18 protein-coding genes are annotated in these 13,900 nt (G+C 62.3%); 16 read left to right on the plus strand and 2 right to left on the minus strand.

Translation table 11 applies throughout. From position 1 onward, the window contains the following. The first annotated feature begins 222 nt into the window (after positions 1-222). The 3 genes from ASG87_RS10295 to ASG87_RS10300 all read left to right on the plus strand — a co-directional run bounded on the left by ASG87_RS10295 (position 223) and on the right by ASG87_RS10300 (position 1,224). On the plus strand, positions 223-510 hold the full coding sequence (locus ASG87_RS10295) for a hypothetical protein (RefSeq protein WP_056004648.1): 288 nt from the start codon (positions 223-225) through the stop codon (positions 508-510). A gap of 69 nt (positions 511-579) precedes the next feature. Next, on the plus strand, positions 580-819 hold the full coding sequence (locus tag ASG87_RS20095) for a hypothetical protein (RefSeq protein WP_157511024.1): 240 nt from the start codon (positions 580-582) through the stop codon (positions 817-819). 33 nt (positions 820-852) lie between these two features. Continuing rightward, on the plus strand, positions 853-1,224 hold the full coding sequence (locus ASG87_RS10300; RefSeq protein ID WP_056004649.1) for a hypothetical protein: 372 nt from the start codon (positions 853-855) through the stop codon (positions 1,222-1,224). Between the two features lie 68 nt (positions 1,225-1,292). Here ASG87_RS10300 and ASG87_RS10305 read toward each other — a convergent pair whose 3' ends face one another. Then, the gene (locus ASG87_RS10305) at positions 1,293-1,700 is read right to left on the minus strand and encodes a GIY-YIG nuclease family protein (RefSeq protein WP_157511025.1); all 408 of its coding nucleotides are present in this window, start codon (positions 1,698-1,700) and stop codon (positions 1,293-1,295) included. Between the two features lie 35 nt (positions 1,701-1,735). Next, positions 1,736-2,530, minus strand: a complete 795-nt coding sequence (locus tag ASG87_RS20100) for a hypothetical protein (protein WP_157511026.1) — start codon at positions 2,528-2,530, stop codon at positions 1,736-1,738. 803 nt (positions 2,531-3,333) lie between these two features. Here ASG87_RS20100 and ASG87_RS10315 point away from each other — a divergent pair. From ASG87_RS10315 to ASG87_RS10365, 13 genes are all read left to right on the plus strand, one after another. Further along, positions 3,334-3,714: a hypothetical protein gene (locus ASG87_RS10315; RefSeq protein WP_056004652.1), complete on the plus strand. Its 381-nt coding sequence runs from the start codon at positions 3,334-3,336 to the stop codon at positions 3,712-3,714. Positions 3,715-3,724: 10 nt separating this feature from the next. Beyond that, a complete protein-coding gene (locus ASG87_RS10320; protein ID WP_157511027.1) occupies positions 3,725-4,156 on the plus strand; it encodes a hypothetical protein in 432 nt (143 codons plus the stop codon). 26 nt (positions 4,157-4,182) lie between these two features. Continuing rightward, positions 4,183-4,827 (plus strand): hypothetical protein, encoded by a 645-nt coding sequence (locus tag ASG87_RS10325; protein WP_056004654.1) that lies wholly within the window; start codon positions 4,183-4,185, stop codon positions 4,825-4,827. Positions 4,828-4,892: 65 nt separating this feature from the next. Continuing rightward, positions 4,893-5,117, plus strand: a complete 225-nt coding sequence (locus tag ASG87_RS10330) for a hypothetical protein (RefSeq protein WP_056004655.1) — start codon at positions 4,893-4,895, stop codon at positions 5,115-5,117. A gap of 86 nt (positions 5,118-5,203) precedes the next feature. Next, positions 5,204-5,884, plus strand: coding sequence for a hypothetical protein (locus ASG87_RS10335; RefSeq protein ID WP_056004656.1), 681 nt, complete (start codon positions 5,204-5,206; stop codon positions 5,882-5,884). Next, the gene (locus ASG87_RS20105; protein ID WP_157511028.1) at positions 5,884-6,051 is read left to right on the plus strand and encodes a hypothetical protein; all 168 of its coding nucleotides are present in this window, start codon (positions 5,884-5,886) and stop codon (positions 6,049-6,051) included. The genes ASG87_RS10335 and ASG87_RS20105 overlap by 1 nt, the downstream gene beginning before the upstream one ends. After that, positions 6,048-6,992 (plus strand): hypothetical protein, encoded by a 945-nt coding sequence (locus ASG87_RS10340; protein ID WP_056004657.1) that lies wholly within the window; start codon positions 6,048-6,050, stop codon positions 6,990-6,992. The genes ASG87_RS20105 and ASG87_RS10340 overlap by 4 nt, the downstream gene beginning before the upstream one ends. Continuing rightward, complete coding sequence (locus ASG87_RS20640; protein ID WP_200949062.1) at positions 6,989-7,720, plus strand: hypothetical protein; 732 nt, start codon at positions 6,989-6,991, stop codon at positions 7,718-7,720. Before ASG87_RS10340 ends, ASG87_RS20640 begins: the two co-directional genes overlap by 4 nt. A gap of 62 nt (positions 7,721-7,782) precedes the next feature. After that, positions 7,783-8,073 (plus strand): hypothetical protein, encoded by a 291-nt coding sequence (locus ASG87_RS10345; protein WP_056004658.1) that lies wholly within the window; start codon positions 7,783-7,785, stop codon positions 8,071-8,073. A gap of 14 nt (positions 8,074-8,087) precedes the next feature. Continuing rightward, positions 8,088-10,661: a type IV secretion system DNA-binding domain-containing protein gene (locus ASG87_RS10350; protein ID WP_056004659.1), complete on the plus strand. Its 2,574-nt coding sequence runs from the start codon at positions 8,088-8,090 to the stop codon at positions 10,659-10,661. A 184-nt stretch (positions 10,662-10,845) separates the two neighbouring features. Further along, the gene (locus ASG87_RS10355; protein WP_056004660.1) at positions 10,846-11,499 is read left to right on the plus strand and encodes a murein L,D-transpeptidase catalytic domain-containing protein; all 654 of its coding nucleotides are present in this window, start codon (positions 10,846-10,848) and stop codon (positions 11,497-11,499) included. Continuing rightward, positions 11,496-11,960, plus strand: coding sequence for a hypothetical protein (locus tag ASG87_RS10360; RefSeq protein WP_056004661.1), 465 nt, complete (start codon positions 11,496-11,498; stop codon positions 11,958-11,960). Before ASG87_RS10355 ends, ASG87_RS10360 begins: the two co-directional genes overlap by 4 nt. Before the next feature lie 50 nt (positions 11,961-12,010). Further along, entirely contained in the window at positions 12,011-13,894 is a 1,884-nt protein-coding gene (locus ASG87_RS10365; protein WP_056004662.1) for a DUF262 domain-containing protein, read from the plus strand. The last annotated feature ends 6 nt before the right edge of the window (positions 13,895-13,900 follow it).

Raw genomic sequence — 13,900 nt, forward strand, 5'->3', positions numbered from 1 at the left:
GCTCGCTGCCTTCACGGCCCACGCGCCGAACCGTCAAACCTTGTCGCCACGTTCCACGCGCTGCAGCGCAACCCGGCGAATACTCCCCACAACTGACCGCCATGCATCTGACCCCACGTCGGAGGTGACCCGATGCCTCAATTTTCGGATTGAACTTGTCAATCCGCCGCGTGCTTCAAGCGGGCAGGAGCCACTGTCCGTCAGTCCCTATGAGGATTATTTATGAGTCTGTTTCTTGATCCGCAGCTGCACTGGGTGGCCCGTCTCGTGAACCAGCGCAACGACCCGGCCAACATCGACCGGGACATCCGTTTCATGCATGACAAATACATGCTCGTCTCCGATCAGCATTTCAATGCATTCGCTCATGACGTCCGGGCGTTGTGCGAATTCGAGCGCAACCGGGCGCTCGACGTTCGGTCGTTCCAGGTGGTCAGCGCGGCCGGGTTGAAGATCGACTCGGCCTTGGGCCGCGTGTGGGATGATCAGCTGGACAGTCTGCCCGCATAACCAGTGAAAGAGAGAAGGCGCTCATCCGGGCGTCTTCTTTTCCAGGACAACCGTCAATAGGAGAGTGACGTGATTCATGGTGGCAAACAATGGGCGATTCATCAAAAAGCGACCTGCTCGCAGGAAGATTGTGCTGACTGCAAGCTCGCGAACGGTCTTATCGCTGATGCTTCCGCGATGGAAAACAAGGTGCAGAAGTGGATTGGTGAACAGAAGATATTGGACGTTAAGCCTGAGACCAAACTACCCACCTCCGCTGAAAAGAAGGGTGGGCGCAAGCGGAAAGACATAGCGGATGGGGACGCCTGACCCACAAGTTCAATCGATTGTTAGGAGAATGAAATGCCCACATACAAACTCGAAATCAGTGAACTGGTGCACCGCTCAACAGAGGTCCTGGAGATCGAGGCGGACTCGTTGAAGGACGCGATGGCGGAGTTGGCGGAGCAAGTCCAGTCGCCCGGTTTCTATTGGAGTTCGGCCACGCGTGACCTGATGGTGATGGAACTTTCAGTGGATGATGAAGTGATCTTGGAGGACACGCGAACGCGAGAGAACGGGACCCTGTTTCAGATGTGGCCTCTGGACATGGTCGAGGATGGGCGGGTCTGGGAAGGAGATGGTGACGACGGCGGGGAATACTTGATCGAGGACTTGCCCCGTTGCGTGAAAGATTTGATTGAAGCGGAAGAGGACCAGGACCAGGGGGAATAGACCCCTAGCCACGAAGACCATCAACACGCATCCGTGATCGGCGTGGGCACCCGCCCAAGGGTTCCGCATCACCACACCACGCGGAGCCCCATCACCACGCCCGCCACGGCTCCCCCTTGCCACGCGATCCAGTTCCAGAACCACGCCCACGGCCGCCTCATGCGCAGTTCCCTGGGCCAGCGCAACCGCCTCACGATTGCCCAACGCGCCTCATCCATGCGGTTGCGCGTGTCTGTCACGACAAAGGTTGCCCCAGCCCAGGACTTCGCGACCACCACATAACCGGCGCTGGCGGCCCGGTGGCGCCACGCATATTCGTGGTCTTCCGCCTCGCGTTGCGTCCCTGTCATTTCTTCCAGTTGCGCAAACCGGAACGGGGCCGCCCAGGCTCGCCGGTGTTCTTTTTCCCGTCGCTTCGCGTCCGTGGTCTGGCCGATGTAGACCTGGCCGGCCTCGAACAACAGCGCGTAGAGCACACGCGACCGCCGTTCGTATTTCTGAGCCCGCCCGCTCATGCCGCCGCCTGCCGGTGGCCAAATCCCGTGCGCGCTTTCGCCGGCCGTCCGCGGGCCGCCTGCTGCACCCCATGAAACAGTTCATCCCAGGCGCCCGGCCCCGGTTTCCGCTCCCCATTTCCCGCGGTTGCCTCAGGCTCCGCCACACCGGCCACGTGCACCCGCCTCAACAAGGCGCCGCGCTCGATGAGCGTCCAAGCCAACCCTTCCCACTCAGACGAGTCCACCGCCAGCACGCTGGGCAGCAGTTTCACCGGATGCGCACCGGCCGCCCTTGCGCTTAACGCCAGCGTGGCCCAGGCCATCCCTGGCGTTGCCGCGATCGGGGCCAGCCAAGTTTCCTCATGCGCATGTAAACAAGAAACCGCGACGCGTGGATGGCGCCACCGGTGTTCGCTGAGCCAGTCGGTGCACACGGCCACGGAGCGTTGAGCGGCCCCGGGCACGGCATGTTGGGCGGCCGGGGCCAGTGCATCCAGCCGCTGCGCCTGATGACCTTCGGCAAGCGGATTTCCACCTTCCCATGACACCGACAGCGGGTCCTGATCGAGCAAAAGCACACGACAGGACGAGCACACGGCCGCCAGATTGCGTTCGGTTTTCTGACCGCCCAACGCGGGCGAAAACAGGGGAACGACCGCCAAGGCTTCCTCGCCGCACAGCCAACAATGGTTCCCTGATCGCGTGAGCACGCGCTGACGCAACCACGTTTGAACCGGGGGACCCTTCGCTCGGAGTGCGGCGGTGGCGTCCATGAAGGCCAGCAGGTGATCCGGCGAAAGCGGGGTCATGGGGTGCCTTGCGTGCGGTGGGCCGGGGTTCCCTTTGTGTGTGAAGCAGGGAGCGCGGGCGTGCGGAAACGGACGCCATGTTGCCGTTCGAGCAGGCGGACCCTCAGCACGATCTGATCCGAAAACTCAGAAGCCAAGGCGAGGCAACCGGCCACATAGGCCGCGCGCGAGAGACCCAGGCGCTCAGCCTCGTGATCACATTCACGGACGATGGGCAGAGGGAGCAACGCGTTCAGAAGGGCGCGATCCTTGCCTGTGTGATTGAGGCGCCAGTGTTCCTTTTGCGCGCGGGACTTCAAGAGAGCGGGGGAGGGAACGGAGGGTGTGGGCATGGGGGAACCTTGCGAGTTGAGTCGACTTAACCAAAAGCGTAGAGGAAACCTTTGGGACGTAAAGGCCTTGGAAAATTTCGACGCAAGAGCCTGAGACTGAAACTTTTGGACCTTGTGCGTTCTGGCCGCTCCGAGACTATTGAAGCTTTGGTCTCTGATCTTGTGCCAGAAACAAGGTCGATACACCTGACGCTCCCTTGGAGGTGGCCGTCAGGGTGCCCCTGCGCACGGCAAACAGCCTGCAAACCCCACCGCCATGCGGTTCCGCGTGGGTGGCCATTTCTGCGGAAACGGGTAGCCATTCAAAAGCGCGTGGGTGGCCGCACCCCACGCTGATTCCGCACAAACCCTTGCGCGGCCTCATTTTCAACGGGTGGCCACCGTGGCCTTGACAGTCCTAGGAATTTTGGGAGGTTGAAGGTATCCCAAGCGATCGCTTCGGTTCCTTTTCCCCTTCGAGACCTCATCCACATGCGTCGTCAGAACGGCATCCACCTCCGCCTCGATCCCGCCACGATGCAACGCGTCGAAGCGTTGGCGAAGGGCGAGCCGTCGAACCGTTCTCGCATCCTGCGCGAAGGCCTCGACCTCCGGCTGAGCTTTGAGAGCCACGCTGCGCTGATGCGTGAAGTCGTCGAAAGCATCACCGCCGAAGCGATGACCGCGTTGCGCCTGGAAGCCACCTCACTGCTGCGCGGCCAGGTCGCGGCCTCGAAGGCCGCCGACGAGCTGAGCTGTCAGCGCATGGCGGATTTCATTGACGTCATCGGGGCCGCGGCTCCGATCGAAACCAAACCCACGAAGTCAGCCAAGGCGCCGCGGCTGGCTGATCTTCCACGCGGCGACCTCTGAGGAACACACCATGAACTTCCTTTCACGACTCATCCGAAAGCCCGACGTGCCGACATCGGCCGAATACCAAGCGATGCGCGATCTTCTCGCCGATACAAATTCATACAGTTATCAATCAGCGAAATGGTTTGTGAAAGTGCGGGACGTCATCGAGACGGCACCGGTGGACACGCGAATTGACCGTCTGCGCGTGGTGATGAAACAGAAGATGACTACCGAGGTGGGCAACAACGTCACCATGTTTTCACTCGAAGCCGCGCGCATGGCCCATGAACGTGCTCGGTTGCTTGGCCCTGTCACTCCCGACCGTGAACTCACTATCAGTGAGCTCACCCTCCGCGCGGACATTCTCTCGCCGTTCGCCTTCGACGTCATTTGGCAAACGATCATCCCGCGGGTCAAGCAAAAGCTCGCCGAGCACAACGACCCTTCCCAATCCTGATCCCTCCCATCGACAGGACGCACGCCATGAACAAGCCCACAAAAAGATTTCTCACCTTCTTTCTCGGCACCCACAAGTTCGACCGGGCCAAGGGCTATTACGTGATGCGGGACTGGGCGGTTGAGCCACCTCCGGCTCCGACCTTCCTGGACCTGGTTTTTCAGGCCGAGTTGAAATTCTTTGCGGCCCTCGCGGCCAATCGTGTCCTCAGGGAGACCGCCGACGAGGCCGCCACTGAGACCTTGGTCGAAGCTTGGGACCGCCTCATCGCATTGCTGCGTGAAGGCTACCCGGCCAAGTGCCAAGAAGAGGCTGCTGTGCTGCGCGACGAGATATTCGCCGCGCTCGATGCCGGTGCGGATCCGAAGTTTGTGGACGCGCAGAGCTTCATTCAAGGGTTGAGCATCATGCGCGTCCTTTTCAGCGACGGTCCGATCACGGGCTTCGCGTTGCTCACCGCACTGGTTGAAGCCGGCTACTCCCTTCGTGGCGAAGAACTGGACGACATCACCAAGTCGTTCGGCCAAGAGATTTATCGGCCACTGACCGGACAGGAATGGCTGGACACGCGGGGTGATGGTTTCCATCTGCGGATCCACGACAAGCCATGGGCGCCAGATGCCGAAGTTCAGATCATGTCGTTGAGCGATCTATCTACGCAAATTGACTGATCTCTCCGTTCCCCATCACCCGCTTCAACGCTCTTCACTTTCACCTCAAACCAAGGACACACCCCATGAAACTCACCGCCCTCACCGCCCTCACCATCGCCAACGCTTTCGTCCTCATCGCCGGCCTGGTGCTCTCGCACCTGGGTCTTCTGGACAGCACTTTCAACATTCCGCCTTCCGGCTATGGCGCGCTCGCCGCCTTCGTGTTGTTGGGCGCCGCCGTGGATCTGGACCGGCGCAACCGTGAAGCCGCCGACCGCGAAGAGTTCTACCCCGCGGATTGCGCCTGAGCCATCCCGCACTCAAAGCCTGATCCCCAGCAGGCCAGCTCCACCGCTCCTCCTTCCTCCACTCATATATAGATAGGTATCCCCACATGAACCACCGCATCCCCTTCCGCGCCACCTTGGCGCTCACGCTCGCCGCCGCTCTCGCTGTCACCAGCGGTTGCGCGTCGATGGACACCGCCACGCAAAAAGTGGGCGGCCTCTTCGGATCCAAGAACGACACCACGAAGTCCGCCACCGGTGGCGCGATCATCGGTTGTGCCGGTGGCGCTGTCCTCGCCCGTTTCATGGGTGGCGGCCACGACATGTTGCGCGGGTGCGCGGCCGGTGCCGTGGTCGGCGGTGTGGCGAGTGTGCAAATTCACAAGCACTTGCTCGCCGAGGCGCAGAAGACGAAGGCCGAAGTCGAGCAGACTCCGGGCGTGGTCGCCACGGTTGCCACGAAGGAAGTGGCCGCGAAGAACGACACGACCGGAAAGACCGAGCAGGTCCAGGCCCTCGATCGTCTGACCATCGACTTGCCGGCTTCCAAGGTCAAGGCCCACGCCGCCGACATCGGCCGCGTGCTCGACAAAGCAACAAAGCTGGCAGACCAGGCGAGTGAGCCGACAACCATCACGGTGCAAGGTCCCGCGAGCTTGCGCACCTGGATTGCGGCTCGGGTGCACGCCGGGTTGAAAGCTGGATCCACGGTGAAGGTGATCGAGGCCGATGCCCGCACGCCGGCCCTGGTGATCAGTCCCGTTCCCGCTGTCGCAGGAGCCAAGTGATGTTTGCGCTCAGTCTCGCCGTGCAAGTCAGCCAGCAATGGTTGCCGTTCCTGCTCGATGCGACCGAGCGCGAATACGCGTTGCTCATGAACACCATCGCCATTGCCGACGACCAGGGGCACTACGTGCGGCCCTTGGCGCCGGCCCACCAGGAGCCGCAACCGTGAGCCAGCCCACGCGCACCGATGAAATTCAGCTCTATGCCGCTATGCGGGCCGCGCAATCGGCCACGAGCTTCTATATCGATGCCGCGCCTCATTGCGGGGAACTGCGCATCGATTTCAACAGGGGGAAATACCTGCTGGATAAATGGAGTCGCAAAGGGTGGTGGGTCAGCCGAAACGACACGAGCGGTGAATTCACTGCGGCGGCGCCCATGGCGCTTCCAGCCGCCGAAGACGTGCATGATCGCGGCAAGACTTCCTCGATCGTCCGTCCCACCGTCCAGGTGGACGAAGCCGCTACATCAAAGCGCGAAGCCGAACGCATGGTTGCCCGCTGGGTGCGCGAGATCAACGATCCCGAGTCCGTCTCGCTGGATGACCAAGGCCTGGACGACTTGGTCGATCTGGTCGCTCTGCAAGCGCACAACCACGAGTCGTTGATCGTGTTCAACACGAACGGCTCCTCCAACCCATTGGATCCGGCGTGGCTCGACGACATGCTGTCGAACGGTCCCCGCGGCCAGGGCCTGTCCGTCAGCTGGCTCATTCAAGCGGTGTATGCGCAAGCCCGCATCCTGGCCAGCCGCTCCGGCATCACCGTGCGCGAAGCGATCGGCCAGGCCGCTGAGCAACTGGACACCGCCGCCCGCGCTCGGCCGACGTGGACCCGGAAGCACGAGGCCCAGTTCGCTTCGATGCGCCGTGTGGTCACGAATTTCTGCGAGCGCCCGCGCGATGACATCCGCCAAACGCTGGCTGAGCATCCGCGCCAGGCGCTGGCGGTGGCGGTGCATACCGGGATCGCCACCCAAGTCTCCGAAGCCATCGTGGCGGCCGCCGAGGCCGCACGCCCACACCCACCCACCTCATCCGCTCGCCGCTGGTTCGCCCGGCTTCGGCACGCCCTCACACATCCCGCCTCCCAAGAAGGTTTGGCCTCATGAACAGCAACCCATTCGACGATGATGACTTCGCGCCCGCCGCTCCGGCGCCGGTGGTGGCCCCTCCCGTGAGCTCGGCCGTGGACGATGACGATTGGTCCACGCCTGCTGGCACGCCCGTCTCGGCCCCAGCACCCGCAGGACTGGTGAGTGAGGAGGCCAAGGCCGCCGCCAAAGAGGCGACTCAGAAGGCCAAGGCGATTGCACACGCCCGCGCCAAGCAGGCTGGCCAGGCCGCCTCAGTGGCCGCTGCGGGGTTGAAGACCCGGCTTGCGGGATTGCGTGGCCAGACTGTCGGCAAAACGTGTAAGCAGGTGTGTGCCTGTGTGGCCGTCGTGGCGGTGCTCGCCTGCGCCGGCATCGAGTGGCGCGCCCACCGTTCCATCATCCCGCCCGAAGTGGCCGCGGCTCCGGCACCCACTCTCGCTCCCGTGGAAGCGGCTCCCGTCGCCCCCGTGAAACCAGTGGTTGAGGCACCCGTGGTGGCCGCTCCGGTGCCGGCGCCTCCGGTGGCTGTGCCCGTGCCCGTGGCACCGGCACCAGTGGCTCAGGTCCAGCCGGTGGTGAAAGTCCCGCCAGTGCGCACGAAGGCCGTCGATGGCCCGATGAATCACTTGAAGCCGAAAACCTTCAATCCGATGAACCCGAATTACAAGCCTGAAAAATCGAAATGGGAAAGCGAGCAGGACCAGAAGCTCAATGACTATTTCAAGAAGAGCCAAGGCCACTGATCGGCGGCCTTGACAGTCACAAGCAGACGCCTAGATTTTTTGTATCGCCCAGGAGTTCTCTCATGTCCACCACCTCACTCACTTCCAAAGTCTTGCACCGGCTCGGCTGCTTCTTCATCGGCACCCCCGAGTCGATGAAAATGCCACCCGATTTCTACTTCGAGAAGGGCGACCGCCAGGTGCCCACCGTGGGCGAGATGCAGCAGTTCGTCACGCAGCGCAATCGACTCATGGTCGATGCCGTGCGCCGAGGCCTTCTGGTGCGGCTGGGGATCCTGACCAGCGTAGCGACCGTGGTCATCGCCTTGGTCCTGCTTGCGGGCCTCAACCCCATCTTCCACGCAATTCACTGACCCGGAGCGCTACCATGTCACTCGACGTCATCAAAATGGGCTGCTGGCTCGGGATCTCCGAGCAGATTGCTCGCGCAAAAACCGAAGCGTTGAACTTGGCCACCCGCTGGGATGTGCCGCAGGGTCAGCGCAAGCCGGACCAGGATCCGGCTGATAAAGAGCTTTATATCGAGGCCAAGAAGGGCGTGTGGGCGGTGTTGGCGCATGACATGCGCGACATCAAAGGCCGCTTCTATCGCACCAAGCCGGATCCGATCACGGGCCAGCAGGGGCGTGTGGCCGGTCACATGCTGCAAGAGGATCTGGTGTTGGGTGCGTTCCCAGCCAGCATTCCGCTTTTGTTCGGTCTGCTGTCCCTGCTGGGCGTGCTCAATGTCCTCGTTGCCCACACCTGGGTGACGCTGCCCATCTCAGCAGCGATCTTGGCCTTGGGGGTTCTCATCGCCACGGCGACGGAAAAATTCACGTGGGGGTGTGTGGCTGTATTCCTTGCCGGTGTCTTGCCCGCACTCGGCTACACGATGGCGGCGGTTCGCGTGATGCAGATGATCAACAGCGGCGGCCGCATACCGCTGATCATTGGCGGTGTCGTGGTTGCATTGGCGGTGTTGTATGGCGGTTTGCGCGGCGCTCGGATCATGGTCGGCTCGCTTGTGGGGCTCATGGTCGTGTTGCTGATCGCTGCCCACGTGCCGGCGATTCTCAAGCCCGTCGTGTTGGCGCTTCCGGGCGCACTGTTGCCCGCGTTCTGGGCGATCAGCGAAGACCTTCGCCGAGCCAAGCGCTTGGCTGTGCAGGGGCGTCATAGTTTCGAGTTCAGCTCGCTCCCCTTGAAGCACATCGAAGGTCGCGCCGCTCAGGCCAAGCGTGCGTCGCTCGACGCAAGCCCGCTGATCGTTTACGGCACGGCCCAGGGTGAGTTCACGGGTCGCGGAGACGCGTGGGCGCCGGATGCTGGGCTCCCGATGCAACAAAGCGTCAATGACATTGCCACGCATTTGCTGGTGCTGGGCTCGACCGGTCGCGGCAAGACGTCTTCGATCATCCGACCCGTGGTCGTCGCGTGGATCAAATCCAAGGTGGGCGGAACCTTGATTATGGACGGCAAGGGGAGCCTCGCGCTCGAATTTGCCGGGCTGAAAAACTACCTGCTCGTGGATCCGTCCATCCCAGGTTGCATCGTGGGTCTCTATGAAGGGATGACGCCTTCGGACGTTTCGCGGACCCTGTCGCAGATCTTCATTTCAGACAGCACCAAGGGCGACTCGCGCATGTGGGCGGACTTGGGTTATGACATGTGCCGCCACTCGGCCGTGGTCTTGCGCGCCCTGGTGGACATGCAAGAAGCTGAGGAAACGCCGGCCGAGCGGTGTCAGTGGCACTGGACGCTGCACAACCACTTGCACGTGGCCGTTATGGGCCTGGCCGGTGCGGATGCACTGGCCGACGAACCCTCGAAATTCGAGGACCAGGCCGCCGCGGCCGACGCAGACAAGTTCGCGCGCAAGGACAGCAAGCAGACTCTGCAAGTGTTCCTCGATTACTTGAAAGCCAATCACCCCAAGGGTGAAGAAGGCTTGCTGGCCGAAGCGCGTCACTACTTCCTGTCCCAGCTGCCCGCGCAGCCGGCGAATGTCCGCGGTAGCATCTTCACGACGTTCAGCAGTTGGTTGACGGTCGTGCTGGGTTCGGAAGAGCTCCTGGGCTGGGCGCAGGCCGAGCATGGGGTGAAAGTGGAAGACTGCCTGCACGGCCGTCACGTCGGCATCAACTTGCCCGAAACGCGTTTCGGTCGCTCGGGTTCCGTCGCCACCGCGTTCCTGAAAAACCGCGTGTTCAACGAGGTGCGGCGCCGGGCCGATGGTGACTGGCGCAAAGCCGATCCCACCGCCAAGCCCTTGCTGTGCGTGATCGATGAATGCCAGATCCTGCTGTCCGATGCGGAAATGGAGATTTCGAGCATTTCACGCCAGCTCGGCTGCTACTTCGTGTGCTGCTCGCAGACGATCGAGTCGATCCGCCAAACCTCGACCAACACGAACAAGACCGAAGCCTTCCTCGACAGCTTCCAGTCCTTCATCGTCTTGAAGACCAGTTTTCAGACGATCGAATGGGTCAGTCAGCGAATCGGCACGACTTGGCAATTCGGCTCGACGGATGGCTCGATCGGCATCGACTTCGCCGCTGGTGCGATCAAGTGTCTGGAAAGCCCGCTGTTCGAGCAAGCGCATCCGTTGCGTCGGTGGATGCAGACGTTGTTGCGTCGGGGCGCGGGTGGGTTCCGGGATGTCGGTGGAATCCCCCTGGACCGCACGATTGAGCATGACCTGGGGTTCAACCCTTGCATCATCGGCGGCAGTTGGGAAGAGAAGCCGCTGCTCTATCGGGCCGACTTCGCCACCCTGACCTCGATGCAGGGCGTGGCGCTTGTGCAGGTGATGCGCGCCGGTTCGCCACGTCGCGACTTCATCTATCTCGACAAGGTTATGGATGAGATGCCAGCCGAGTTGATGGATCCGGATTACGTGCCGGCTCAGAAGAAGTCGGCCGTGAACCTCTCCAAGGAAGAGGAGGCGATCGCCGCCTGACGAGTGGGCGCCCATCGTGGCGCCGCTCTTCCTTCCGCTTTTCCACTCAACAGGGCCTCGCAAGAGGCCCGTTTCTTTTGGCCCAGGGAGCTCCAACAGGGCGCGCCTTGACAGCACTGCGATTTCCGCTTGAATGAAGGTAGGGGGTGACCTGACCCGCACCCCATTCACTGGACCATCGACCATGTTTCCCATCCTCGCTCAGATCCATCAAGCCGCCCCGGCTTTGCCGCCGGCCATTGCGCAACGCGCCCTGGACGCCGCCACCTGCGCCGGCCGCAAGGCACGCCATCTCCTGATCGCAGACATGTCCCAACCGAGCAGCCACCCGCGCCTGTGGGTGCTTGACCTCACCAACCGTAACCAGCCCGAACTCATCGCCCGCACGTTCGTCGCGCACGGCGCCGGTTCCGATCCGACCAGCCGCGGCGTGGCCCAGAAATTCAGCAACATTCCAGACAGCAACGCGACCAGCTTAGGCTTGTATCAGGTGGCCGAAAGTTACGTGATGGCGCACCACCCCAAGGGCTACCGCCTGGACGGTCTGACCACCGGCTGGGACGACCAGGCCCGCACGCGTGGGGTTGTGCTGCACCCCGCCAGCTACGTCAGCCTCAGTGGCAACGTGGGCCGGAGCAACGGCTGCCCCGCGCTGAATCCAACGGTCTTCAACCAGCTCGACAAGGAGGGTGCCCTCGCGGGGAGCCTCTTGTGGATTGATGGTCCCGGCGCCCCCACGATTTCCTGCCCGGCTGCGCAATCGCCCTGGCCCGTGACCGTGTCGCCGGTGTGGGTGGCCGCCGCTGCACCCGCCTGTTCTCCGAGAGAGCCCTCATGAGCGCCTTGCAATCCCAATCCACGGTCTGGCTCTTCGTGCCCATTGATCCTCGCACGTGCGAGCCGCTTGAAAACGAAAGCGCCTTCCTCGAACTCTTCGCCGGCACCCTGGCGGGCATCATGCTGGGCACCATGGGCCTGGAACACCTCGCCCACGCGGTGGACCTCGCCGAAAACTTGGGCGACCTGCAAACCGCCTTGCGTCCGCAAGTCACCGCCCAAGCCACGGCCCGCGCGATCTACGCCTACCAGCGCAACCCGAAGCCCTTCGCACCAGGCGAAATCCCGGGTGTGTGGGTGCCGGCGCAGGTGCCCACCGCCAAGCTGATGATGGAACTGCAACGGCTGGGCGTGCGGCCTGCGACCGGTGGGGTGGTGCGACCTGTTGCTACGAAGGGCGAGGTGCCCTGGCGTGTGATCCAGCGCAGCCGGCCCGTGCCACGCTTGAGGCCCCGGTGGTGATCAGCGGGGACGTCGTATCATGATGCTTCCAATCAGGGCAGGGGAGCCACATGGAAGCGAACGCGCGCCATCTCGAACGCATTTTCGATCAGACCATTCAGTATCAGATTCCGCTGTTCCAGCGGCCTTACGTCTGGACCGAGGAGCGGAACTGGACACCGTTGTGGGAGGACATTGAAGCCCTGTTGAGCAAGCAGCTCCGGGGCGACAAGGTTCACCCTCATTTCCTTGGCGCCGTGGTGCTGGAACAGTTGGCCAACCCCACCGGTTCCATTGAGAGCCGCCAAGTCATCGACGGCCAGCAGCGTTTCACCACTTTGCAATTGTTCCTCATTGCAGCGCGGGACCATGCCGCGCTCCAAGGGTTGCCGAAATACTCCGAGCGGCTGGGTGACCTGGTCGGGAACCGGCGCAGCAAAATTGATCACGACGATGAAGCGTTCAAGGTTTGGCCGACGAACAGCGATCGCGCTGCGTTCCGTCTCGTCCATGAGGCGGGATCCGAGGCTGCCCTGAAAGCCGCGTTGAAGAGCCACCCTGGCCTGACCAGCAGCAACATCGTGGGGGCCTATCGGTTTTTCTACGCGAAGCTGGGTCAATGGCTTTCGGGCCAGTTGGACGATGAGGAGGACGAGGCGGCCTTGTCCGTCGCGACGGGAGAGACTCGCATGGAGGCGCTTTGGCAAACGGTCAAGGCGGCGCTGCAAGTCGTGGTCATCGACCTCGACAAGAACGACGAGACCCAGGTGATCTTCGAAACCCTCAACGCTCGCGGTGAGGACCTGTTACCGGCCGATCTGATCAAGAACTTCCTGTTCCGCCGGGCTGTCGCCCTGGGCGAGGACGTGGAAAAACTTTACGAGAAATATTGGCAGCGCTTTGATCAGCCGTTCTGGCGCGAAGAGATCAAGCAGGGCCGGATCACCCGGCCGCGCATCGACGTCTTCATCAACTACTACCTCACGCTGATGACGCGCGATGAGGTGAAATCCGCCCACCTGTTCAACGCCTTCAAGGCCTTTGCCGAGACCACCGCCTCGCCGGAGGGTTCGTTGATTCCGGTGCCCACCACCCCGGCTGAACACATCGAGCAACTGTCGCGCTATGCCGATGTGTTCGAGAAATTCACCCGCCCCGGCGATCATCCACGCCTGGCGTTGTTCCTGCGTCGACTGGAAGCGGTGGACACCACCACGGTGTATCCGATCCTGTTGCACGCTTACGCTGAACTGATGCCCGAGCGTCGGGACGAATTCGATGCCCTCCTGGGCGTGGTCGAATCGTTCCTCATGCGCCGCATGATTTGCGGCATGACGCCCAAGAACTACAACCGCCTGTTTGTGGATCTGATCAAAGCAGTGGAGCGGGACAGTGAAGTGTCCGCCGCCACCGTGGGCGCTCAACTGAGCAAGTCGCTGGCCATCACCAGCAAATTCCCCACGAACGACGAGCTGATCACGGCCATCTTCCAGATGCCGCTCTATGGCCGGCTGGCCCAGTTCAAGGTGCGAGCCATCCTGGAAGCCCTGGACACCTACGAACAACACCGCAAAAGCGAGGTGTTGCCGCTGCCGGACAAACTCACCATTGAACACGTCATGCCGCAGCAATGGCGCGATCACTGGCCTTTGCCGGCAGAAGTGGCCGCGGATCCGGTGGAGGCGCAAAAGGCTTCCGGGGCGCGCGATGTGCTGCTCAACACGCTGGGTAACCTCACGCTGATCACCGATTCACTCAATCCGGCGCTCTCCAATTCCGCGTGGTCGGTGAAACGACCGGAGTTGCTGAAATTCGCCAAGCTCAACCTCACGCGCTATTTCCACGAGCCGCAGGCCGATGTGTGGAACGAGGAAGCGATCAGGGCCCGGACAGAAACGCTCTTCCTCCAACTTGCGAAAATCTGGCCCGCTCACACGCCGGTCGCATCGGCATGAGCGGGG

The sequence above is a fragment of the Frateuria sp. Soil773 genome, from assembly GCF_001428405.1.
Lineage (GTDB): Bacteria > Pseudomonadota > Gammaproteobacteria > Xanthomonadales > Rhodanobacteraceae > LMSL01.